General features: G+C 35.8%; 22 protein-coding genes. 20 read left to right on the top strand and 2 right to left on the bottom strand.

Annotated features, from left to right (window positions below; all coding sequences use genetic code 11):
* The first annotated feature begins 337 nt into the window (after nucleotides 1-337).
* The 8 genes from BK137_RS18490 (at nucleotide 338) to BK137_RS18450 (ending at nucleotide 7,301) form a co-directional block, all read left to right on the top strand.
* Complete coding sequence (locus BK137_RS18490; protein WP_235175732.1) at nucleotides 338-838, top strand: DUF402 domain-containing protein; 501 nt, start codon at nucleotides 338-340, stop codon at nucleotides 836-838.
* Nucleotides 839-1,376: 538 nt separating this feature from the next.
* Entirely contained in the window at nucleotides 1,377-1,802 is a 426-nt protein-coding gene (locus BK137_RS18480) for a hypothetical protein (RefSeq protein ID WP_235175731.1), read from the top strand.
* Between the two features lie 167 nt (nucleotides 1,803-1,969).
* Nucleotides 1,970-2,494, top strand: a complete 525-nt coding sequence (locus BK137_RS18475) for a GNAT family N-acetyltransferase (protein WP_038184983.1) — start codon at nucleotides 1,970-1,972, stop codon at nucleotides 2,492-2,494.
* 899 nt (nucleotides 2,495-3,393) lie between these two features.
* On the top strand, nucleotides 3,394-3,777 hold the full coding sequence (locus BK137_RS18470) for a VOC family protein (RefSeq protein ID WP_038184979.1): 384 nt from the start codon (nucleotides 3,394-3,396) through the stop codon (nucleotides 3,775-3,777).
* A gap of 154 nt (nucleotides 3,778-3,931) precedes the next feature.
* Entirely contained in the window at nucleotides 3,932-4,423 is a 492-nt protein-coding gene (locus tag BK137_RS18465) for a DUF2716 domain-containing protein (RefSeq protein ID WP_038184976.1), read from the top strand.
* A gap of 268 nt (nucleotides 4,424-4,691) precedes the next feature.
* Nucleotides 4,692-5,159, top strand: coding sequence for an NUDIX domain-containing protein (locus BK137_RS18460; RefSeq protein ID WP_038184974.1), 468 nt, complete (start codon nucleotides 4,692-4,694; stop codon nucleotides 5,157-5,159).
* A gap of 590 nt (nucleotides 5,160-5,749) precedes the next feature.
* Nucleotides 5,750-6,457, top strand: a complete 708-nt coding sequence (locus tag BK137_RS18455; protein ID WP_038184970.1) for a DNA alkylation repair protein — start codon at nucleotides 5,750-5,752, stop codon at nucleotides 6,455-6,457.
* A gap of 286 nt (nucleotides 6,458-6,743) precedes the next feature.
* Complete coding sequence (locus tag BK137_RS18450) at nucleotides 6,744-7,301, top strand: hypothetical protein (protein WP_038184966.1); 558 nt, start codon at nucleotides 6,744-6,746, stop codon at nucleotides 7,299-7,301.
* 279 nt (nucleotides 7,302-7,580) lie between these two features.
* On the opposite strand, the gene BK137_RS18445 is transcribed toward BK137_RS18450, so the two are convergent.
* Complete coding sequence (locus tag BK137_RS18445; protein WP_038184963.1) at nucleotides 7,581-7,775, bottom strand: hypothetical protein; 195 nt, start codon at nucleotides 7,773-7,775, stop codon at nucleotides 7,581-7,583.
* A gap of 560 nt (nucleotides 7,776-8,335) precedes the next feature.
* Nucleotides 8,336-8,605, bottom strand: coding sequence for an alpha/beta-type small acid-soluble spore protein (locus BK137_RS18435; protein ID WP_038184960.1), 270 nt, complete (start codon nucleotides 8,603-8,605; stop codon nucleotides 8,336-8,338).
* Between the two features lie 261 nt (nucleotides 8,606-8,866).
* On the opposite strand from BK137_RS18435, the gene BK137_RS18430 reads away from it, so the two are divergent.
* The 12 genes from BK137_RS18430 (at nucleotide 8,867) to spo0A (ending at nucleotide 21,322) form a co-directional block, all read left to right on the top strand.
* The gene (locus tag BK137_RS18430; protein ID WP_038184957.1) at nucleotides 8,867-9,805 is read left to right on the top strand and encodes a Gfo/Idh/MocA family protein; all 939 of its coding nucleotides are present in this window, start codon (nucleotides 8,867-8,869) and stop codon (nucleotides 9,803-9,805) included.
* A 280-nt stretch (nucleotides 9,806-10,085) separates the two neighbouring features.
* Nucleotides 10,086-10,463: a transcription antitermination factor NusB gene (gene nusB / locus BK137_RS18425; RefSeq protein ID WP_038184952.1), complete on the top strand. Its 378-nt coding sequence runs from the start codon at nucleotides 10,086-10,088 to the stop codon at nucleotides 10,461-10,463.
* A gap of 35 nt (nucleotides 10,464-10,498) precedes the next feature.
* A complete protein-coding gene (gene folD / locus BK137_RS18420) occupies nucleotides 10,499-11,380 on the top strand; it encodes a bifunctional methylenetetrahydrofolate dehydrogenase/methenyltetrahydrofolate cyclohydrolase FolD (protein ID WP_038184949.1) in 882 nt (293 codons plus the stop codon).
* A gap of 89 nt (nucleotides 11,381-11,469) precedes the next feature.
* Nucleotides 11,470-12,828, top strand: coding sequence for an exodeoxyribonuclease VII large subunit (xseA, locus tag BK137_RS18415; RefSeq protein ID WP_038184946.1), 1,359 nt, complete (start codon nucleotides 11,470-11,472; stop codon nucleotides 12,826-12,828).
* Entirely contained in the window at nucleotides 12,828-13,070 is a 243-nt protein-coding gene (locus BK137_RS18410; RefSeq protein ID WP_038184943.1) for an exodeoxyribonuclease VII small subunit, read from the top strand. Before xseA ends, BK137_RS18410 begins: the two co-directional genes overlap by 1 nt.
* Nucleotides 13,067-13,951 (top strand): polyprenyl synthetase family protein, encoded by an 885-nt coding sequence (locus BK137_RS18405; RefSeq protein ID WP_038184940.1) that lies wholly within the window; start codon nucleotides 13,067-13,069, stop codon nucleotides 13,949-13,951. Before BK137_RS18410 ends, BK137_RS18405 begins: the two co-directional genes overlap by 4 nt.
* A gap of 91 nt (nucleotides 13,952-14,042) precedes the next feature.
* Nucleotides 14,043-15,950, top strand: coding sequence for a 1-deoxy-D-xylulose-5-phosphate synthase (dxs, locus tag BK137_RS18400; protein ID WP_038184937.1), 1,908 nt, complete (start codon nucleotides 14,043-14,045; stop codon nucleotides 15,948-15,950).
* Nucleotides 15,950-16,771 (top strand): TlyA family RNA methyltransferase, encoded by an 822-nt coding sequence (locus BK137_RS18395; protein WP_038184932.1) that lies wholly within the window; start codon nucleotides 15,950-15,952, stop codon nucleotides 16,769-16,771. Before dxs ends, BK137_RS18395 begins: the two co-directional genes overlap by 1 nt.
* Before the next feature lie 102 nt (nucleotides 16,772-16,873).
* Nucleotides 16,874-17,323 (top strand): transcriptional regulator AhrC/ArgR, encoded by a 450-nt coding sequence (ahrC, locus tag BK137_RS18390; protein ID WP_038184930.1) that lies wholly within the window; start codon nucleotides 16,874-16,876, stop codon nucleotides 17,321-17,323.
* Nucleotides 17,324-17,339: 16 nt separating this feature from the next.
* Nucleotides 17,340-19,040, top strand: a complete 1,701-nt coding sequence (gene recN, locus BK137_RS18385) for a DNA repair protein RecN (protein WP_038184927.1) — start codon at nucleotides 17,340-17,342, stop codon at nucleotides 19,038-19,040.
* A 178-nt stretch (nucleotides 19,041-19,218) separates the two neighbouring features.
* Nucleotides 19,219-20,175, top strand: coding sequence for a SpoIVB peptidase S55 domain-containing protein (locus BK137_RS18380; RefSeq protein ID WP_038184923.1), 957 nt, complete (start codon nucleotides 19,219-19,221; stop codon nucleotides 20,173-20,175).
* A gap of 355 nt (nucleotides 20,176-20,530) precedes the next feature.
* Nucleotides 20,531-21,322 (top strand): sporulation transcription factor Spo0A, encoded by a 792-nt coding sequence (spo0A, locus tag BK137_RS18375; RefSeq protein ID WP_038184908.1) that lies wholly within the window; start codon nucleotides 20,531-20,533, stop codon nucleotides 21,320-21,322.
* The last annotated feature ends 939 nt before the right edge of the window (nucleotides 21,323-22,261 follow it).

Here is a 22,261-nt window from a genome sequence, read left to right as displayed (position 1 = left end):
TCATATTAGGTGGGATTATGTTTTTAGTAGGACTTGTATTTTTTTGTTTTTGTGTTTATAAACTCCTTAAGAAATTTAACTAACGGGTGCTTTAGTAGAAGCTCTATGAGCTGTTCAGAAAGCTCTTTTTTCTTCTTCAACTAACGGGGCAGTTTAGTTGAAGAGTGTTGTTTAACTTATTGTTCAACAATCGGGCCAGATTATGGAGTGACTTTATTAATTGTTTCGTTAAGATTGTGAAGAAATGTACTTATGCTAACGTGGCAGTTTAGTTGAAGAAGGAAATTATCTGTAATACGGCGAAATTTATATAAAATATATTTGGAGGAGAATAATTTTGAGTAATATCCTAAAAATTAAAGCCTTAAAATTTCCAAACGTCCTTCATTATGAATGGGAAGGAGAAATTCTAGAAAAAACGAATAATTACATACTTGTACTTTGCAAATCAGGAAGAAAATTAATACATCACTCTAAAAATGACGTATATACAATAAATAATACCTCGATAGAGTATTTTTCCTTGAAAGAATGGTATACAGCAGCAATGGAAGTTGAAGAAGGAGTAGTAGTTTCAACATATTGCAACATAGCAATGCCTTCTGTTTTAAATCTCAATGAACTTAGTTTTATAGATTTGGATTTAGATTTAATAAAAAGAAAAAACAAAAACTGGGAAGTTATAGATGAGGATGAATTTGAAGTAAATAGTATTAAATATCAATATCCAGAAGAACTGAAAAATGAAGCATTAAAGGCATTAGAAAGATTAAAACAGAAAGTTGCAAAAGGTAGCTTTCCATTTAATAATGAATTCAATTCATTATTAAATAAATGAAAAATAGTTCAATTTATCTTCAACTAACGGGTGCTTTACTTGAAGATCATTGAGTTGCATATGCAGCTCTTTTTTCTTTATTGAACTAACGGGGCAGTTTAGTTGAACAAGGCATCAATAAATAATGTTAAAGTATTCCTAGGAATGGAGGTATTATATGATTTTCGAAACACTAACAGGACAACTTTCGGTCGTAATTACACTTGCTTTTGGTACGTTGTTAATTGTTCTATATCCCTTAATAAATAAGGAAAATAAGTATTTTGCATGGTTTAGTGTTGTGATGGGAGTAATAGTTTTCTTGCTTTTAATATGGTTTACATTTGGCAATGAGGTAATCAGAGAACAGATTCTAAGATATGGACTTCATTAAAAATCCTATTGAAGTAACGGGTAGCTTTACTTGAAGATCATTGAGTTGCATATGCAGCTCTTTTTTCTTATATAACTAACAGGGCAGGTTAGTTGAAGAAGGATTAATAATTCTTTTCTAATTGGAGATAGTAATTAGAAAAGAGGTGAATTTATCTTAAAAAAAATGTATGTACTGATTTTAATCATATCTTTATTTACTTTGATATCATTTGAAGCTTATGCACAGCCTAAAAATTGTCCTGTATTAAGTGAATTAGAGAAAACATCGCTTAAGGATAAAAAAGAGGTAATAGAAGCGTTAAATACTTTAATACCAAAAACTTATGGAACTGGATTAGATGATTTACCTGACCTATATACTAAGTGGAATGTAGTAACTGCCAAACCTTTTCCTAAAACAGTTGGTAATAAAATAGAAGAAGACTATTTTGGAATGGCTAAAACCTTTTGTGGCAAAGAAATTGCTGAAAAGTCATGGCTTGTACGTTTAGATTTCCCCAAAGCACCTGGAGCTGACTTAGCCCAAGGTCAAATATTTTTAGCTAAAAGTAAGGAAAAAGGATGGTTTGTTTGGTTTCGATACCATTAAACTGCTATTCCTTATTCAACTAACGGGTGCTTTACTTGAAGATCATTGAGTTGCATATGCAGCTCTTTTTTTCTTTCTTGAACTAACGAAGCAGGTTAGTTTAAGAAGGAGTTTACTTCTATTTGTAGAAGTAATATCAAGATATGCAAAGGTAAGGGGGAATAAAGATGACGAAAAGAAGTATCCAAGTATCCCTAAGAAAAGGAAACATAAATGATGCAGAAGCTGTGTTAGAACTACAAAAGGAGGTTCTTTCAGAAGGTGAATTTATGATTTCGGTAATAGAAGAGTATGAACAAACATCGGAGCAACTAAGAAACTGGATCGAGAAAATTTTAGAGAACAATAAAGAAAAGCTAATCGTAGCGGAATGCAGAGGGCAGATTGTTGGTATGATTGTTTTTCGCTCAAAAAGTACTAAAAGGCTTTCTCACACTGGTTCTTTTACGGCAATGGTTAAAAAAGAGTATCGCAATCAGGGCATTGGTAAACTTCTGATAAAAGAACTTTTAAACTGGGCGGAGAATAACACATTAATAGAAAAAGTTAGTTTAGGTGTATTATCAACAAACCAAAGAGCTATCGAATTGTACAAAAGTATGGGATTTGTTGAAGAAGGACGTAAAATTAAAGAAGTTAAGTTCAGTGATGACTTATATGTGGATGATATACTAATGTATAAATTTGTTTAACCTTTTTTTGTTCAACCTTTTTCAAACGGGGTGCTACTATATTTGGTTATATTTTTGTTTGTGAAGAAATGTACTTAAACTAATGGGTGCTTTAGTTCAATAAGGCTCATTAAAATGAACTAACTCTTTTATATAAATCCTATAGATTAACATCATTTTAATCAATATTCTAAAATAAAGAGAGAGGAAGTGTTACCGCCCTCTCTATATTTGATTTAAGAAAGATAACCCCAATACAGTAATAAAAATATAGAATTAGTACAAAGCAATAAAATAATAATTTAGGAGGGTTAATATGAAGAAATTATTTTTAACGGTTGCTTCCATTTTACTTCTTGCAACTACAGGTAACGTAGCAAATGCAAGTGAGTTAAAATCGGAAAATAAACAAAAACTAATAAGTAATATATAGTAACTGGAGCTGTTACAAAAGTAAACTTCTGTTAAGGGGAGCTTTTGAAACAGCTCTGTTGTTCGTGAGAAGAGAAAAAAATATAGTGATCAAGAGTATAAACTAGCCGTTAGCGGTTTTAATAATTCGGGGTTTGATGATTTCTTTGATTAGCAAGAAAGTCATGGATCCCATACGGTTATTGACCATGAAAATTAGCTAGATAATAGTAAAAAGAATGCCTCAGGACTTTTAGAGGTGCAATTTGAAGTCTAACTAAAAAATAATTCCAGCTCGATAAACCCTACTCTATCTAATGGAGTCGGGTTTTGTTCTACGTAGATAAGGAATAGAAAGTGGATGAAGTCAAGAGTGTGTTTTGAATTGTTCAATAAAATGGGTATTATAGGAACAGGACTTCTGAAGAAAGTGTGGGTAGTTTTGTATATAGCCTGATTGTTAGTAGTTCACCGCCCTACACCGCAAATATCAAAGGAGGAAAAACAGTATGAAAATTATTGTTACCAGTTTATTCGTAAAAGATCAAGACAAGGCACTGAAGTTTTATTCTGAAACCTTGGGTTTTGTAAAAAAGCATGACGTTCCCCAAGGGAAATTTAGGTGGATAACGCTTGTTTCTTCTGATGACCAAGACGGAACAGAGATAGTTCTAGAACCTAATGAGAATCCGACCGCCAAAGAATATCAAAAGAATTTATTTGCACAAGGTATCCCAGCAACAATGTTTGGCGTTGCAGATATTCGTAAAGAGTATGAACGATTATTGAAAAACGGCGTGAAGTTTACTATGGAGCCTACAAAAATGGGCGAAGTCACAATAGCTGTCTTCGACGATACATGTGGCAACCTTATTCAGATAATACAGCAGTAACTATATGTAAAGCCTGTCCTAATTTTAGGGCAGGGTTTACGCTTATATCTTCACGAAACTCATTAGTATGATTATGTTAATCTTCAACTATAGTAGCAGGTTAATTAAATCAGGAATGATATAATAGACACTACAAAAGAAGGTGGTCATTCAAATGAAAAACTGGCTTGAACTAACCAATGCAGAGGATGAAAAAGTGTGGAATAAAATATATGACGAATTGAAGTTTGAACCAAGTACTACCAATCTCCCATCTTTTAAAGTACCAACCCCTTTTATTACCTACGATATCTCACTATACTTTGGCAAATATAAAGGTTTGGATGCCTATGATGACTTGGAAGAAAAAGCATTACTTGTTTTTCAAGAATGTACGTCAGTAGATGAATTTATTTATGCACTAGATTGGCAGCATGAATGTTATTGGATAAATCCCTATCTAGAATTTCAAAAAAACGAATTCGATGAATGGACAGTACCGATTTTCCCAAATGGCGATTATTACTTCTTTATTCATAAAGATTTTGAATGGGGATATTTAGGACACCCTTGGGAAAGAACTATAACTGTTTTTGGAAAAGAATTGATAAAGGGTTTTGAAAAACATCGACCAAGAATGTTTCAAAAAATATTAAGGCAGGGATAACGAGACTTTGTTCATCGAGCTAACAGGTGCTATAGTAGAAGTTTATTGAGCCCTTCAGACGGCTCATTTTTTTATTCAACTAAAGGAGCAGGTTAGTTGAAAAGGGTAATGAAGTTTTTAAGCAAAATCTAATTAGGATAGAGTGAATTTAAATGATAAGGGATCAGGATTGTCATAAAAATGTTTATCACTTAATGATGTGTTCGACGACAGAAGAAGACGACGAAATTCTAACCAAACAAAATAATGAAAAAGAAATGGTGAAGCTATGATTCGATATGCTGTAGGAGGCATTATTAAATCGGAAGATACCATCCTGTTAGTGAAAAAAAGAAAAGTAATGGACATGGAAAAACCGATGGAAGTCAAACCTGAATGGGATTTTCCAAAGGGAGGCATAAAAAGAGATGACCTGAATATTCAGGAAGCGTTATTCAGGGAGCTCGATGAGGAAACCGGGACGAGCGATTTTCGGATTATAGACGAACTAGGCACGCTTGAATTTGAATTTCCAGCTGCTATGAAAGAAAAGCTAGGTTTTGAACGGCAAGTCACATATATGTTTATCTTGGAGTTTTTAGGTGATAGGGCTCAGTTGCAACCAAAAACGGAGGAAATTAGTGAAGTTGTGTTTGTAAAGATTGATGAAGTGGATGAACTTCTGAAGCTAGCAGAGACGAAGGAGTTTTTTCTGAATAATTTAGATGAGATAAAATCATGGATTGTTTTGAGGTAGAGAGTGAGTGAGTTAAGAAGAAAGAAACTAAATTAAGGTTATTAGAGAAAGGTATGTGGGGAACTTATGTTTAAGTATGTTGATAATAGTTAGTTATAGCACTATTTAAAATGAGGGATTAGCTAACATAAGTGTTATCATTGCGGGAAAAGATAGATTGGTGCCCAATAGCGAGGCTCCGCGATGCAGGCTTTAGTCAGTCATAGAGTAGAAAGAGTTTTGAATGCCAAAATCATTACATAATACACTATTTATTCTATTAATAATAGTAAGTATGGGATGTATTTCTCATAGTATTGAATGGAATTCTAACAAGATAGATTTTGAATTAATGTACTTAAACTAACAGCTGTTTTGAATAAGAAACTGTATAGAATCGACTAATAAATAAAGGCTCTTTTCTTTATAAATAGGTGCGAATCTTCAGTATTAACCTTACCAAAACAACTATCTTACCACATACATTCCCTACATTTTGAGGAGATGGTTTTGATGACAAATAGTAAGTTTTGTTATAGGATAAATGTAATGGATTCGAAGGGATTAAGTATCAAGGGGGTAAATCTCCAAAAAGAAGGAGGTGCTAAACGATGAATCTACAAACTGTTATGCAGGAGCTTGAAGCCCTCAGCAAGGAACGAACAAAAAAAATGTATATATCTAATGGTGCGCACGAACCTCTATTTGGCGTGGCTACAGGTGCAATGAAGCCAATTGCAAAGAAAATAAAAATAAATCAATCTTTAGCTGAAGAGCTTTATGCCACAGGAAACTACGACGCAATGTACTTTGCAGGCATTATTGCAGATCCTAAAGCAATGACTGAGTCAGATTTTGACCGTTGGATAGATGAGGCATATTTTTATATGTTGTCAGATTATGTTGTAGCAGTAACTTTAGCCGAAGCAGATATTGCACAAGTCGTAGCTGATAAATGGATTGCAAGCGGTGAAGAGCTTAGAATGTCAGCAGGCTGGAGTTGCTACTGTTGGCTTTTAGGGAATCGCTTAGACGTTGAATTTTCGGAAAGTAAGATTGCCAATATGATTGAAATTGTGAAAAATACGATTCATGTTTCACCAGAACGAACGAAATCTGCTATGAATAATTTCCTATATACCGTAGGGGTTTCATATTTGCCCCTCCATGAAATGGCAGTCGAAACTGCAAAGACAGTAGGTCCAGTAGAAGTCAAACGGGACAAGAAAAAAAGTAGTTTCCTACACGCTTTCGAAAGTATTCAAAAGGAAGTAGATAGAGGAAGGCTTGGTTTCAAACGCAAATATGTAAGATGTTAAACAATAATTTTGCATCACGAACAATCTTTAATTTTCAAGGGCGTTAATCCAAGGAGGATTAACGTTTTTTTTGTCGAAATAATTAAAGTAACATAGCAGTTTAGTAAAACAAGGTTTATTTAATTGAAAATAAGGAATTAGGATAATTTTAATAGATTATTTAAAAGTGCGAAAAGGGCAATTATTCATTTGATATATATATTATTGGATTTAGGCATGGCCATTATTTTGGCATTTCCTTATCGGGTTTCAGCCTAAATATCCGATTAGTTAGGAGTGACTATGAATGCGTATCGAAAACGAGAAAATATACCCTGATTGCCCGGTTCTCGCCAGAACAGTAGAGGTTGGAGGAATTACGAAATCGCAGCTTATCCAGAAATTGCAACAACACTCTATTTTGATGAATGAGTATGGAGAGAGGCTAATAGCTGATGAAAAATTTACGACCTCTGATACAAAGTACAGCCTGCAGACTGTTGAACTAACTGTTAGCAACCTTGGCTTTCCTGATGGAGCTAGTACGACTCAGATTTTTAAAAGAGCGAGCGATCTTGGTTTGGAATTGTGTCCACTTGAGTTAGGAGCTCACTTAAGACTCGAGTATCTGGATCAGCCTGAAGGTTATTCGGGGAGCCCTATACAGCGACATCAAGCTCCTTCCGGCTCCATCACAATTGCATCGGAAATACTAAAAGAAGACGATGATTTTCCGAAAGGCTTTTATCTTAGACAAATAAACGGCGTGTTGTGGCTTCGCGGATACCGTGCTGATCATCTGCACATTTGGAATCATGATGATCATTTTATCTTTTGTCAAACAAAAAAGACCTCAAAGAAATGAGGAATGATCAGGGTGAAAAAATTGGTAGCTAACATGGCGAACCACTAATGGACTTATGTTAGAAAAAGTATTCCCCATTTTTATTCAACTAAAGAAGCAGTTTAATTAAAGAAGTTAGAAATTGAATAAAGAAAATAATTTAAAAGCATTCAGGGAAGGGTTCCTTGAATGCTTTTTCACTTTTTTTATATAGTGCGAATTTCCTGTACAGCTCTAATCTGACCATCGATTATCTTGACTTTGATATCGTGGCGATAGATGCCCGATTTTGTCAGCTCATTAGACACCCATTTTTCTACGGGTATTGCTAGTCTTTTTCGTTTGCTGACTTTTCATTTTTTTTGTTGATAGGTCGGCATTCTTTGTCCCCTTATTAGGAGAAGACTGGTTCTTTTTGTTTTCAAGCTGCTGCTTCACTGCCTCTTTTAGGCTGATTTTCTTTTTTGGTGCTTCGGATTGATTATTCTCGGTCATAGGAAATTCCTCCTTTTTAAATATGATAGTCAGTTCAGTATAATCTATTTTCCCTTATTTGTGAAACATTGCCCTTAAACTAACGAGAGCAATAGTAAAAAGGTCAACGGTTTTAAGATACTACTCTTTCCATTGGTTAAACGAATTTCTGATAAACTTCTTTTCTATGCCTCCCACTTAATTGAACATAGATTCAAGTTGTTTCCCTTTTTACGTTTCCCATTAAACTTTGTATGACTTCAATTGGTGCTCCATTATATAATAATAGAGTCGCATAGTTATATCTTAATTAATGTTATTCTTTTTTAAGAAACTAATTTTCAGATCCTAAACCCTGGATGGAGAGTATTTTGACCATAACAAGGTAAGTCATTTCGCCAATTCCCATTTCTATGACGAAGAAATGAGGATAGAGTACTGCATAGCGGCGAAGACCGGCTATTTACATCAAACAGAGCAAATGAAAAAGATCCAAAGAAAAACAATTCATTTTTCTTTGGATTATTTATTTTAGAGTTTTTGTCTGAGTGGTTAACTAGTGGCTGATACTTGTATCAGCTTCATTTTTTAAGCATTTGTTCTTGTGCCAATCTTACCAATTCTTTAACCATATTGCCGCCAATCGGTCCACCTATTTTTCCGGCCTCTTCAGAAGTAAGTTTTCCGTTATATCCCTTATTCAGTGGAATATTTAACTCATCTGCAATTTCGTATTTTACATTATTAGGATTGTTGCTATCTACAACATAACCCATGTCTTTCATAACTCGAGATTTTAATTTGTCTAATTCTTCGCGAGCGTCAGGTACTAATATTTTCTTTTTCGCCACTTTTCTTCACTCCTTTGTAATGTAGTCTTTCCCGTTAGTGAAACATTACTCGTGCAATTCTGTGTTGATTTAGAAACGTTGGGAATGAAAAGGGATTTGAGCGCTACATTTTAACTATCCAATTTTATCAAATTGTTCCAATGACTATGCATTATCCTATCAATATGATTAACTATTTACATAGACATTGTTTTTACTTTGAAAATAATGTCTTTAATAGGAAGAAAAAAATATACAAATACCTAAGAAGGAGAGTGCGTTATGTCAAAAACTACTTTTGCATTAATTGGTACTGGAGTTGTAGGAGAGCGAATTATTAATCAAATTTTGGCGCATCCTAATTGTGAAATCGTGTCTGTATTCGATGAAAATAAAACAAGACTAGAAGAAGTTTCAACAAAATATCAGCTTCCAGTTGCAGAAACATTAGATGAGCTTTTACAATTAGATCCAAACTGGGTTTATATCGGGACGCCCCCAGTAAGTCATGCTCCTTTGGCAGAACAAATAGCTAAACGTGGTTTGAATATTCTTTCCGAAAAGCCTCTTGCTCACGATGCACAAGATAGCGTGAGAATGGTAAATGCAGCTGCAGAAGCAAATGTCAAAACAGCAATGCATTTCCCATTAATGTACAGTCAGGCGATACATAGTCTTAAAGAAGCGATAAATACAGCATCACTTGGCGATATTGTTCGTATTGAATTACATACATACTTCCCACATTGGCCAAGGAAATGGCAACAAAATCCGTGGATTGCCTCTAGAGAACAAGGAGGTTTCATAAGAGAGATATTTCCACATTATTTTCAACTTACGCATCATCTATTTGGTGATTTTTCGATTACTTCTCACGAGACGACATATCCAGCAAATGAGGATTTATGCGAAACAGGTGTGACTGCTTTGGCTAAAACAGATAGTGGAATACCAATTGTATTGAATAGCTTGTCCGGGATTGGGCAAGAAGAACGTCTAGAGTATAAGGTTTTTGGAACAAAAAAAGTGATAACACTCCGCAATTGGTCAGAACTATGGGTTAGTGAAACGGATCAGGAAGAAGTGGTAATTGTTCCAGAATCTCAGCCGGAAAGCCTAATGGACGCGTGTCATAATTCGATCATTGGTAGGGAGTCTCTTATTGTATCGTTTGAAGAAGGTTTGAAAGTACAAGAGTGGATTGATCAGTTGTTAAAATAGGGACGAGATTAAAAAGTAAATAAATATTCAATATTTTTATTGACGATTTTATGAAACAATACTAAGAAAAGCATCACTTCATATGAGGTGGTGCTTTTTCTGACTATTTAAAAGTTAAAGGAATCGATGAATTGAATCGAAAAATGTGATAAGATAATGCTACATGCATATTTAATGAAACACTTTACATTTCGGGTTTATTTTGTACATTTTATCCCGTTTTACTTAGGGAATATGTCAGAATCTCCCCAATGTAGTAGTATAAAGGAGAACTATATAAATGAAGCGACGAGAAGCGCGTGAAAAAGCGATACAAGTACTTTTTCAACTAGAAAATACAGAATTAACAGTTACAGAAGCAATTGAACATATTGTAGGTGAGGAGAGTTCACCATTCTTCGAGCAAATAGTACAAGGTACTGTTTTACACATGGAAGAAATCGATAAGTCATTAGTTGAGAAATTAGAAAATTGGTCATTACCTCGCTTAGCGAAAATTGAACGTACAATTTTACGTTTAGCGGTTTATGAAATTTTATATACACCAGAAACACCTAAGAATGTTGTTTTAAACGAAGCAATTGAGTTGAGTAAAACATATGGTGATGAGAAATCTAGCCGCTTCGTAAACGGCGTATTATCAAAATACGCAAAATAATAAATTCTAAGTTAAATTTGGGAGTGTTACTAATAATGTCAGGTAAGCTAATTAATGGTAAAGAAATCGGAGATTTGATTCGACAATCTATTCAACATGAAGTGAATGATTTACAAGAACACGGTATTACACCAGGACTAGCAGTTATATTAGTAGGGGACAATCCTGCTTCTAAAACATATGTTTCTAACAAACAGAAATCATGCGAACAAATGGGTATTTACTCACAACTTATCGAGTTATCAGCAGATATTTCAGAAGAAACATTATTAAGCGAAATTGACAAACTAAATGCTGATTCTGCAATTGACGGCATTTTAGTTCAATTACCACTTCCAAAACACATTGATGAACAAAACGTCATCGCGGCTATCTCTCCTGAGAAGGATGTAGATGGCTTCCATCCAGAAAGCGTAGGAAAAATGATGCTAGGTCAACCAACATATTTACCTTGTACGCCTTTTGGTGTGATGAAGTTATTAGAATATGCGAATATTGATGTAGCAGGTAAACATGCTGTCATCATTGGACGTAGCCATATTGTAGGTGTTCCAATGGGACAACTACTATTACAAAAAGACGCTACAGTGACTTATTGTCACTCTAAAACTCCTAATTTAGCTGCCATGACAACACAAGCTGATATTTTAGTAGTAGCAACAGGCCGTGCGAAAATGATCGGTGCTGAGCATGTAAAAGAAGGCGCTGTTGTAATTGATGTAGGTATTAACCGCGACGAAAACAATAAACTTTGCGGCGATGTTGATTTTGATTCAGTTATTGATAAAGTATCAGCAATCACTCCTGTACCTAAAGGTGTTGGCCCAATGACGATTACAATGTTGCTATTCAATACATTGCAATCAGCGAAAAAGAAGGTTTCCTCAAGACAAATGAGCTCAAAACAGGTAAAATAGTAACGCAGAAGCTGTTTTTCTGATGAAAGACAGCTTTTTTTATGAAATTAAATTTCTTATAAAACGTTCGGATAAGGAGTCTGAGGCTTTTGACAAGTACACCTTATTTATCTGTCCAAGCATTAACAAAATATATTAAAAAGAAGTTTGATGCTGATCCTCATTTACGTGATGTATTTGTAAAAGGAGAGCTTTCAAATGTCAAAAAACATACGGGTTCTGGCCATATTTATTTCACATTGAAAGATGAAAAAACACAAATTGCAGCAGTCATGTTTGCGAAGAGTGCTAGTCGTCTGAAATTTGTTCCTGAAAATGGCATGAAGGTTTTTATTCGTGGAGATATTAACGTCTATGAAGGTAGTGGACGTTATCAGTTATATGCAGTAGCAATGGAACCGGACGGTGTAGGTAGTTTACATATCGCCTTTGAACAATTACAAGCAAAACTTTTAAAAGAAGGATTGTTTGATGAAAGATATAAAAAAGCGATACCAACATTCCCTCGTAAAATTGGTGTTGTTACAGCACCAACTGGAGCAGCCATAAGAGATATCTGTACAACTATTACGCAGCATTACGCTCTTGCAGATGTTTTGATTTTCCCTGCACTCGTGCAAGGAGAACAAGCAGCGCCTAGTATTGTAAAAGCAATTCAGCAAGCAAACCGTATGGACGAAATTGATGTTTTAATTGTCGGACGTGGTGGAGGTTCCATTGAGGACCTTTGGGCGTTCAATGAAGAAATTGTTGCCAGAGCTATTTTTGAAAGTGACATACCTGTTATTAGTGGTGTCGGACATGAGACAGATACTACGATAGCAGACCATGTTTCGGACTGGCGAGCAGCGACTCCTACAGCCGCTGCGAAAAAGGCTGTACCGAATAGCGAAGATTTAATGAAGCATTTATTGACGCGTAGGTCGCAAATATTTCAACTGACACAATCGCGTATTCGACATGAAAGAAGTCAATTAGAGGGGTTACAGAAATCCTATCCGATTGCATATCCAGACCGTCTATTTCGTCCATTTGTCGAGAAGTTAAGTCGTACAGATGAACAGTTACAAACACAAATGACTAATTATATCAAAGACAAGCAGGCGGTATTGCAACAATTAGCAAATCGTGTACAAATGAATACGCCTCTTCAAGAAGTGAGATATAAACAGCAACACGTTGCGAGATTAAGCACGCAACTTGATAAAAGTGTTGTGCAATCAATCAATAAGCACCAAGATGCATTCAGGTCCATCATTCGTACTTTAGAAGCATTAAATCCTTTAACAATCATGAGCCGTGGATATAGCATCGTTTATCAAGAAGGAAAAGTAATAAAATCAATACAACAAGTAGAAGAGAAACAAAATTTGACTATTCATTTTCCAGATGGTCAGGCGAATGCTGAAATTACGTCCATAACAATGAAAGCGAGGGGAGAAGAATAATGGCTGAAAAGAAACAATCCTTTGCAAAATCAATTGAAGAACTAGAAGAAATCGTTCATCAACTTGAACAAGGGGAAGTACCTTTAGAAGATGCTATAGATTTATATAAAAAAGGGATGAAATTATCCCAGTTTTGCCACGATCAATTACAAAATGCAGAGCAGCAACTGATCTCGATTATGGATGACAATGGCAACGAAAAGCCTTTTAATCCAACAGGGGAAGAGGGACAAGGTAAATGACTGAGCTTCTAAAAGAATTTATGGCAAACAATATTCCGACAGTCGAAAAACGTATGCAAGAACTCGTTGAGAATATTGAAGCCCCAGCAGTATTAAAAGAATCTATGTTGTATTCATTAAACGCAGGCGGTAAAAGAGTAAGACCACTATTTGTGCTTGCAGTTATGGACCATTTCAATGTTCGCAATGATGATGGATTTACGGTAGCTGCTGTCATTGAAATGATTCATACTTATTCATTGATTCATGACGATCTACCAAGCATGGACAATGATGAATACCGCAGAGGCAAACTAACTAATCATAAAGTGTACGGAGATGCATTTGCCACACTTGCAGGAGATGCACTTAATACACTTGCATTTGGTATCCTTGCTCGCATGCAACAAATTCCACCGGTATCACGTTTATTATTAGTAGATAAATTAAGTGAAGCGGCTGGAGCTGAAGGTATGGTTGGAGGACAGATCCTAGATATCGAAGGCGAAACAAAACAGTTAACATTATCAGAACTAGAAAACGTTCATGTCAATAAAACAGGAGCGCTTCTTCGTTTTAGTATTGAGTCAGGTGCCATTATTGCAAATGCCACAAAAGCAGAACGTGCAATCTTAGTGGAATATGCGCATCATATCGGTCTTGCATTCCAAATTCAGGACGATATTTTAGACATTGAAGGTACAACAGAACAATTAGGGAAAACAGCCGGTAAAGACGTTGCCAGCGATAAGAGCACTTACCCCGCACTCCTTACATTAGTAGGCGCTAAAGAAAAGTTGCAAGATCATTACAACCTTGCGATAAAAGCGCTTGAAAAACTGCCCTCAGAAAGCAGTCTACTAAAAGACTTAGCTGATTATATTGTTCATCGTAACAAGTAATGGCCGTTTTAGTTTGTACAATTGATTAACACTGTTATAATGGGTGAAACATTGTACGATGAATATTTTAATGAAAAGGTGTGTGATGGCGATGGATTTAAACAAAATATCTAGTCCATCCTTTTTGAAAGAATTAAATACGAAACAACTTCAAGATTTAAGTGAAGATGTTCGAAAATTTTTAATCCAAAAGCTATCTGTAACAGGTGGTCATATTGGACCGAATCTTGGTGTAGTTGAGTTAACTATTGCTTTGCATCGAGCGTTTAATAGTCCTCAAGATAAGTTTATTTGGGATGTAGGACATCAAGCATATGTCCACAAGATTTTAACAGGCCGTGCAGATCAATTCGATACGCTACGTCAATATAAAGGGTTATGTGGATTCCCAAAACGCATTGAAAGTGAACATGATGTTTGGGAAACAGGACATAGCTCAACCTCGCTGTCAGCAGCGATGGGTATGGCAGCAGCAAGAGATATTAAAGGCGATAAAAACTTTGTTGTACCTATTATTGGTGACGGTGCTTTAACAGGCGGTATGGCATTAGAGGCACTAAATCATATTGGTCATGAGAAAACAAACATGATCGTTATTTTAAATGATAATGAAATGTCAATTGCCCCAAATGTAGGTGCATTGCATAATGTATTAGGTCGCTTACGTACGGCAAATAATTACAACAAAGCAAAAGATGAATTAGAACAGCTATTGAAAAAGATCCCTGCAGTTGGTGGTAAATTAGCTTCCACAGCAGAACGTGTAAAAGATAGCTTGAAATATTTACTCGTGTCAGGTGTATTCTTTGAGGAACTAGGTTTCACTTACCTTGGTCCAATTGACGGTCATAACTTTGAGACATTAGAAGAAACATTACAAAACGCAAAAAGAATGCAAGGTCCTGTTTTAATCCATGTTATTACGAAAAAAGGGAAAGGCTACTTGCCAGCTGAAAACGATACAGTTGGAACTTGGCATGGTACCGGACCTTATAAAATGGAAACTGGCGATCTTGTAAAACCAAAAACAACTGCTCCAGGGTGGTCTAGCTTAATTGCTGAAACTGTTCGTAAATTAGCTCGTGTCGATGAACGAATCGTAGCAATTACACCTGCCATGCCGGTTGGTTCAAAATTAGAAGGTTTTGCTAGTGAATTCCCTAATCGTATGTTTGATGTTGGTATCGCTGAGCAACATGCAGCTACTATGGCTGCAGGTATGGCAGCAGATGGCACGAAGCCGTTTTTAGCGATATACTCTACATTCCTTCAACGTGCTTATGACCAAGTATTACATGATATTTGTCGTCAAAACTTGAATGTGTTTATCGGAATTGACCGTGCTGGTTTAGTAGGTGCTGATGGCGAAACGCATCAAGGTGTCTTTGATATTGCCTTTTTACGTCATATGCCGAATATAGTAATTATGATGCCAAAAGACGAAAATGAAGGCCAACACATGGTGAAAACAGCTATTGACTATAATGAAGGCCCGATCGCTCTTCGTTACCCGCGAGGTAATGGCTTAGGAGTACCTATGGACACTGAGCTTAAAGCTCTTCCAATCGGTAGTTGGGAAGTACTTCGTGAAGGTAAAGATGCAACAATATTAACATTCGGTACGACTATTCCAATGGCACAAGAAGCAGCTGAAGTATTAGCAGATCAAGGCATACAAGTTGAAATCGTCAATGCACGCTTTATTAAACCAATGGATGAGGCAATGTTACATCGTTTAATGCAAAGTAAAAAGCCAATCCTTACAATTGAAGAAGGCGTATTGCAAGGCGGCTTTGGTAGCGCAGTGTTAGAATTTGCGAATGACAATCATTATTCTACAATTCAAATTGATCGAATCGGTATACCTGATATGTTCATTGAACATGGTAGTGTTGATATGTTACTTCAAGAAATTAACTTAACTGCAGAAGAAACTGTATTACGTATTCAAGAATTAGTAAATAAAGACAATAAAGAGCAAGCAGGTTTAAAAGCATAATGACAATAAAAATTCAAAAAGAGCGTGTCGATATTCTTCTTGTTGAAAGAGGACTGTGTGAAACACGCGAAAAGGCAAAACGTACAATCATGGCAGGGCAAGTGTATTCAAATGAAGTACGCCTAGATAAACCGGGTGAGAAAATACCGATGGACTCTGAGCTTACTATTAAAGGATCACAGCTACGCTACGTAAGTCGTGGAGGCTTAAAACTAGAAAAAGCATTAGATATTTTTGATGTTGCTGTACAAGATAAATTAATGTTAGATATCGGTTCATCTACTGGTGGGTTTACTGACTGTGCCCTACAAAATGGTGCGAAGCATTGCTACGCACTAGATGTAGGCTACAATCAGCTTGCATGGAAAATCCGTCAAGACGAACGTGTAACTGTTATGGAACGTACAAATTTCCGTTATGTCACAGCACCTGACTTGGCAGAAGGTTTACCTGAATTTGCAACAATTGACGTATCCTTCATTTCTCTAAAACTGATTTTACCTGTATTAAAAACGTTGTTAGTACCTGGTGGAGATGTTATTGCACTAGTGAAACCTCAGTTTGAAGCAGGGAAAGACAAAGTTGGGAAAAAAGGTGTCGTTCGTGAACCGAAAATACATTTAGAAGTATTAGAATCTATTGCAACATTCGCTGAATCAGTTGGATTTGTGGTAAAAGATGCTTCCTATTCTCCAATTACAGGCGGAGAAGGGAATATTGAGTTTCTATTCCATCTGTACAACCCACACCAAGGAGAAGAGCTGCAATCATTTACAGACTTCAATACCTTGGTGAGTGAGGCACATCAACAACTTAAATGACGCGGCCCATTCTTTTGGGTCGTTTTTTTTCTTGTGATTTTACATAATCGATGTTACGGTTATAAAAAAGAAGAGCATAATTATTCATAGAGGTGAAAAAAATTGAATAAAAGCCAACGCCATATTCGAATACGCGACATGATCGCTAATAATGATATTGAAACACAGGATGATTTGGTCGATTTACTAAAAGAAGCAGGATATCATGTAACGCAAGCGACAATCTCTAGAGATATTAAAGAATTACATTTAATCAAAGTACCTCTTCAAGATGGTCGTTATAAGTACAGTTTGCCAGCAGATCAACGCTTCAATCCAATTCAAAAACTGCATCGTGCTTTAGCAGATGCGTTTGTGAGCATTGATGGTGCTAGTCACTTCTTAGTGATGAAGACTTTACCGGGAAATGCACATGCAATTGGATCATTACTTGACCATTTAGATTGGACTGAAATATTAGGTACTATTTGTGGAGACGACACGATTATGATTTTATGTCGTGAAGATTCTCAACGCGAATCAGTGAAAAATCGCTTACTTGAAATGTTGTAATCCGAGGTGAGTTGTCTTGTTACGAGAACTATCGATTAAAAATTTTGCAATTATTGAAGACTTAACAGTAGGTTTTGTTGAAGGTTTAACGGTTTTAACAGGTGAAACAGGTGCCGGGAAATCAATTATTATTGATGCGGTACAGCTATTAGCTGGTGGTCGAGGTTCTCAGGAATTCATCCGTCACGGTGCAAAAAAAGCCGAACTTGAAGGACTCTTTGCGATTTCTTCTGAAAACCACTCTGCTTATCAGAAATGTGCAGAAGCTGGGATTGAAATTGAAGAGGGAATGGTTATTTTACGCCGTGATTTAAATGACAATGGGAAAAGCGTTTGTCGTGTTAACGGGAAACTTGTTCCACTTTCTCTTTTGCGTGAAATAGGTGCAACATTAATCGATGTTCACGGCCAGCATGAGAGCCAAGAGTTAATGGATGATAAGAGACATATCTCCTTGTTGGATCAGTTTGCAGGTGAAGACATTGATCCATTGAAAGAACGTTATAGTAAGGAATACTCTGCTTATCGTGAATTGAAAAAGGAACTTGCTGCAATTTCTCTTGGTGAACAGCAAGTAGCCCAAAAAATTGATCTTTTTTCATTTCAAATTAAAGAAATTGACGCTTGCCAATTTCGAGCAGGAGAAGAAGAGGAACTAGCTGAGGAACGTCGCAGGTTGATGAACTTCAACAAGATCTATGAACGATCCAACACGGCACACGAAGCCATTCTGGGTGAATCTAGAGGACTTGATTGGATTGGTCAAGCTATGACCGATTTAGAAGAAGTTGCAACATTAGATCAAGATTTTAGAGAGCATTCAGATAATGTATCAGCTGCCTTTTATTCTTTACAAGAAGCAGCATTTCAAATCAAAAACATATTAGATGACCTTGAATTTAACCCAGAGCGTTTGAATGAAGTAGAGCAACGTTTAGCTCTAATCCAATCGATGAAGCGTAAATATGGTGCTACACTTGAGGACATACTAACATATCGTGAAAAAATTGGAGAAGAACTGGAATCTCTAATCAATCGCGACGAAAATATGCAAAAAAACGAACAACAATTAAATGTACTGAAAGAAAAATTACTACAAACAGCAGAGAAATTAACTGCAGTTCGAAAAAAAGCCGGTCGTAAGCTAAGCGATGCCATTATGCAACAACTTCGAGCGTTATATATGGAAAAAGCAGACTTTAGTGTGCATTTTGAACCTATAGCTGCCGATCAATTTGATCATAATGGGTTGGATCGCATTGTATTCTATATTGCAACCAATGTTGGTGAACCACCGAAACCATTAACGAAAATTGCTTCAGGCGGGGAATTATCTCGTATGATGCTGGCATTAAAAACCATCTTTTCTTCAACAAATGGTATTACATCAATTATTTTTGATGAAGTAGATACAGGTGTCAGTGGACGTGTGGCTCAGGCAATTGCTGAAAAAATTTCAGCTATTTCGATGCATTCTCAAGTGCTTTGTATTTCACACTTACCACAAGTTGCAGCAATGGCAGATCATCATTATTATATTAAGAAACAAGAAGAAGCACATCGAACAGTTACGTCACTCACTGAAATTTTCGATAATGCGCGAATCGATGAAATTAGCAGAATGATGTCTGGCGCAGAAGTGACGGACTTAACATTCCAACATGCAAAAGAATTGGTAGAAATAGCTAACGGTCGCAAAAAAGCAATGACCATATAATTAGAAAACTGTCTGTCCCAACCAATTGGACGGGCAGTTTTTTACGTATGTATTGTTTTGAAAAAAACTTCAATGTAAAACCTTCCACCTTCTCCAATCATCCAATTCAACTCAAATATTTACCGTACATAACATGCTAAAACAAAGCCATAGTAAAAGGACGATGAGGAGGTGAAAAATGAAAAATCAAATGCGTTATGTCATGCAGTTTGTCGCATTATTATTTGCCATTTTGCTACTACCATTTGGTGTTTCTGCCAAAAGCTTAATTCCGATGGGACATTCAATAGGTGTAGAACTTCAGCTTCAAAATGTCTATTTAACAAATGATGTGCTCCTGAAAAACGGTACTTGGTTGAAGGCTGGAGATACTATTCAAGCAATTAATTCTCAACAAGTTAAAACGCTTGAAGAAGTTAAATCCCTATTTATCAGTTCTTCAGGTAAATTAATGGATGTGAAGCTAAAGCGTCAGCAAAAAACACAACACATTAAGATCATGAAGGAAGAGCTTGAACCGATGTTATCTTTCTTTAGAGATCAAACTGACGGTATTGGTACATTAACCTTTATTGACCCAGAAACAAAGGAATATGGAGCATTAGGTCATCAAATTATCGACTCGGTTGTTTCAGCACCGCCTAAATTTTCGTCCGGATCAATTTTCTATGCATCCATCGAACAAATAAAAAAGAGTGTACCTGGAGAACCAGGTTATAAAATTTCATCAATTGAACATAATGCTGGACAGTTAGGAAGTATAGCCGAAAATAATGTGTACGGTATATTTGGAAAATGGTCGAATACTTTAGAACAAGGTTTACCTAAACCTATGGAAATCATGCAACCTTCTGAAATAAAAGTCGGAAAAGCACAATTGCTAACGACTATTGAAGGGAAAAAAGTAGAGGCATTTGATGTCAAAATTACCAAAGTTGATGACAAGACAATGCAATTTGAAGTGACAGATGCGCAGTTGAAAAAGAAAACCGGAGGCATTTTACAAGGTATGAGCGGAAGTCCGATTATACAAAACGGACGATTTGTAGGAGCTGTTACACATATGTATATCGAAAGTCCTGAAAAGGGAGCAGCGATTCCTCTAACTGAGATGTTGAAAAGGCAACCATCTTAAAGAAAGGGATTTGCTTTTATAAATCCATTAAAATTACGCTGCACCGGGGAAGCTGGTGCAGCATTTTCTTGAGGAATTTTCAGATTGAAAAGAATATGTGATAAAAAGCATTCTTTTTCTCTGTTACTTTTGTTACAATAAAAGTGACAAATAATCGACAAATTGTTTAGAATGAATGAATACTGTCGAAATACATAGTATCTCTATGTCTACATACTTATTTTTTTAAGAATAAAAGGTATTCATGCAAAAAAGTCGAATTATCCACTTTGTATCAAAAACGAGTTTACTTTAATTCATCTTGTCGGTTTTGATCGTGTTTAACGGAAGCGCAAGCACAAAGGAGGAAATAATAATGCGAAAAGTAAAAGTTGCAATTGCAGATGATAATCGGGAACTAGTTCGTACATTAGAGATGTATCTACAAAATAGCCCAGAGATTGAAGTAATCGGAACTGCCCCTAACGGCAAACTTTGTTTGAAAATGTTAGAGGAACAAGTACCAGATGTTCTATTATTAGATATTATCATGCCTCACCTGGATGGTTTAGCGGTTTTGGAAGTTATGCATGAAAACGAAATTTATAATGATGTTCAAGTGATAATGTTAACGGCATTTGGACAAGAAGATGTTATGAAACAAGCAGTGGACTTAGGGGCATCTTATTTCATGTTAAAACCTTTTGAATTCGATCGCCTTGTTTCAAAAGTTTTACAATGTGCAGGTCATAAAACAGAAAAAACAAAACGTGTAAGCGTTCTGCAAGGGTCACAGCCACAACAAATGGATCAACGTCAACTTGATGCAACGATTACAGGTATTATAAAAGAAATTGGTGTGCCAGCTCATATTAAAGGGTACGCATACTTAAGAGAAGCTATTCAAATGGTATATATGGATGTCGAGTTACTTGGTTCGATTACTAAGATTTTATATCCAGATATAGCGAAAAAATTCGATACAACATCATCACGTGTTGAACGTGCAATTCGTCATGCCATTGAAGTCGCTTGGAACCGAGGAAACTATGAATCTATTTCGAAAATGTTCGGTTATACTGTCCATCACTTAAAGAGCAAACCAACAAATAGCGAATTCATCGCCATGATTGCCGATAAAATTCGTATTGAAACGGTTGCTAGCTGAAAGGGTTAGGACATTGATAACTCCACAGATTGCTCATATTTTAAGTAGTATGTTTACAGGAAATGTGAGCAATAATCAGGGGGTTATGAACAATATATAATATGGGAATTTTCAATGAAAAGAGACACCTCTAAGTTTATTGTGCTCGAACACAATTATCTTGGAGGTGTCTTTTTCGTATGATCAATTTGAGTTATAGGTGGACTTATTTCGGCTGCAAATTGATTATGACTGAAAATAAATATATTCGTATCACTAAATCTGACAAAATTTAATGCGTCTCGAAGATAAATGGAAATCAGTTTAATTTCTGATATAGGAGTGAGTGTTGGCGAATGCTGTTTTATGATGCTGGGATACATTGATTTTAATAAAAAATCAAATTTAAAATAAATCCTAAGAATGGCAATTAACAAAGATGAGAGGAACACGATTTAAAAGACTTCACAGTGTATATGTAAGTGAGTTCCCGGTTAAATGGAGTACTTTCACTCATTTCAGTGCAGGCGCTTATATAGGGCATAAATGAGCGATTTGCAGTTGGAGTAAATGGTAGAAGAATTAGGACGAAAATCATGTAACCGATTGCGAAATACAATATTTGTTCAGTGCGAAAAGCACTATGTTCAGTTAATACTGACTTGCGATTTAACCTTGGACAAATTCAGCCTTGTTAAGGCCGACTTTACAAGTATTACGACTTAGTTGCTTTTTAACAACTACACTGTTATTAATTTCGAAAACTACCTTTTTAAACTCTGACTGTTTGTATAAGTTATAGCAATCTTCCAACGCTGGAACTAATTCTGGTGTTACAACTGCTAAGTCTTTACAGTCTAATCTCAATATATAATTGGAACAATTAATTGAAGCGACATTACGATTGTAGTCACTTCTATTGAATTGAAAAGTAATTGTAGATATATTAATAATTTGTAA

The organism is Viridibacillus arenosi (genome assembly GCF_001955655.1).
Taxonomy (GTDB): Bacteria; Bacillota; Bacilli; order Bacillales_A; family Planococcaceae; genus Viridibacillus; species Viridibacillus arenosi.
This window is presented reverse-complemented; position numbering and strand designations above follow the sequence as displayed.

Coding starts and splice junctions, on each gene's coding strand:
- BK137_RS18480 (WP_235175731.1), top strand. CDS start 1,377: ATGTATGTACTGATTTTAATCATATCTTTATTTACTTTGATATCATTT.
- dxs (WP_038184937.1), top strand. CDS start 14,043: ATGGATTTAAACAAAATATCTAGTCCATCCTTTTTGAAAGAATTAAAT.
- BK137_RS18405 (WP_038184940.1), top strand. CDS start 13,067: ATGACTGAGCTTCTAAAAGAATTTATGGCAAACAATATTCCGACAGTC.
- BK137_RS18395 (WP_038184932.1), top strand. CDS start 15,950: ATGACAATAAAAATTCAAAAAGAGCGTGTCGATATTCTTCTTGTTGAA.
- folD (WP_038184949.1), top strand. CDS start 10,499: ATGTCAGGTAAGCTAATTAATGGTAAAGAAATCGGAGATTTGATTCGA.
- BK137_RS18475 (WP_038184983.1), top strand. CDS start 1,970: ATGACGAAAAGAAGTATCCAAGTATCCCTAAGAAAAGGAAACATAAAT.
- BK137_RS18430 (WP_038184957.1), top strand. CDS start 8,867: ATGTCAAAAACTACTTTTGCATTAATTGGTACTGGAGTTGTAGGAGAG.
- spo0A (WP_038184908.1), top strand. CDS start 20,531: ATGCGAAAAGTAAAAGTTGCAATTGCAGATGATAATCGGGAACTAGTT.
- BK137_RS18445 (WP_038184963.1), bottom strand. CDS start 7,775: ATGACCGAGAATAATCAATCCGAAGCACCAAAAAAGAAAATCAGCCTA.
- BK137_RS18460 (WP_038184974.1), top strand. CDS start 4,692: ATGATTCGATATGCTGTAGGAGGCATTATTAAATCGGAAGATACCATC.
- BK137_RS18455 (WP_038184970.1), top strand. CDS start 5,750: ATGAATCTACAAACTGTTATGCAGGAGCTTGAAGCCCTCAGCAAGGAA.
- BK137_RS18410 (WP_038184943.1), top strand. CDS start 12,828: ATGGCTGAAAAGAAACAATCCTTTGCAAAATCAATTGAAGAACTAGAA.
- BK137_RS18470 (WP_038184979.1), top strand. CDS start 3,394: ATGAAAATTATTGTTACCAGTTTATTCGTAAAAGATCAAGACAAGGCA.
- BK137_RS18465 (WP_038184976.1), top strand. CDS start 3,932: ATGAAAAACTGGCTTGAACTAACCAATGCAGAGGATGAAAAAGTGTGG.
- BK137_RS18380 (WP_038184923.1), top strand. CDS start 19,219: ATGAAAAATCAAATGCGTTATGTCATGCAGTTTGTCGCATTATTATTT.
- BK137_RS18450 (WP_038184966.1), top strand. CDS start 6,744: ATGCGTATCGAAAACGAGAAAATATACCCTGATTGCCCGGTTCTCGCC.
- nusB (WP_038184952.1), top strand. CDS start 10,086: ATGAAGCGACGAGAAGCGCGTGAAAAAGCGATACAAGTACTTTTTCAA.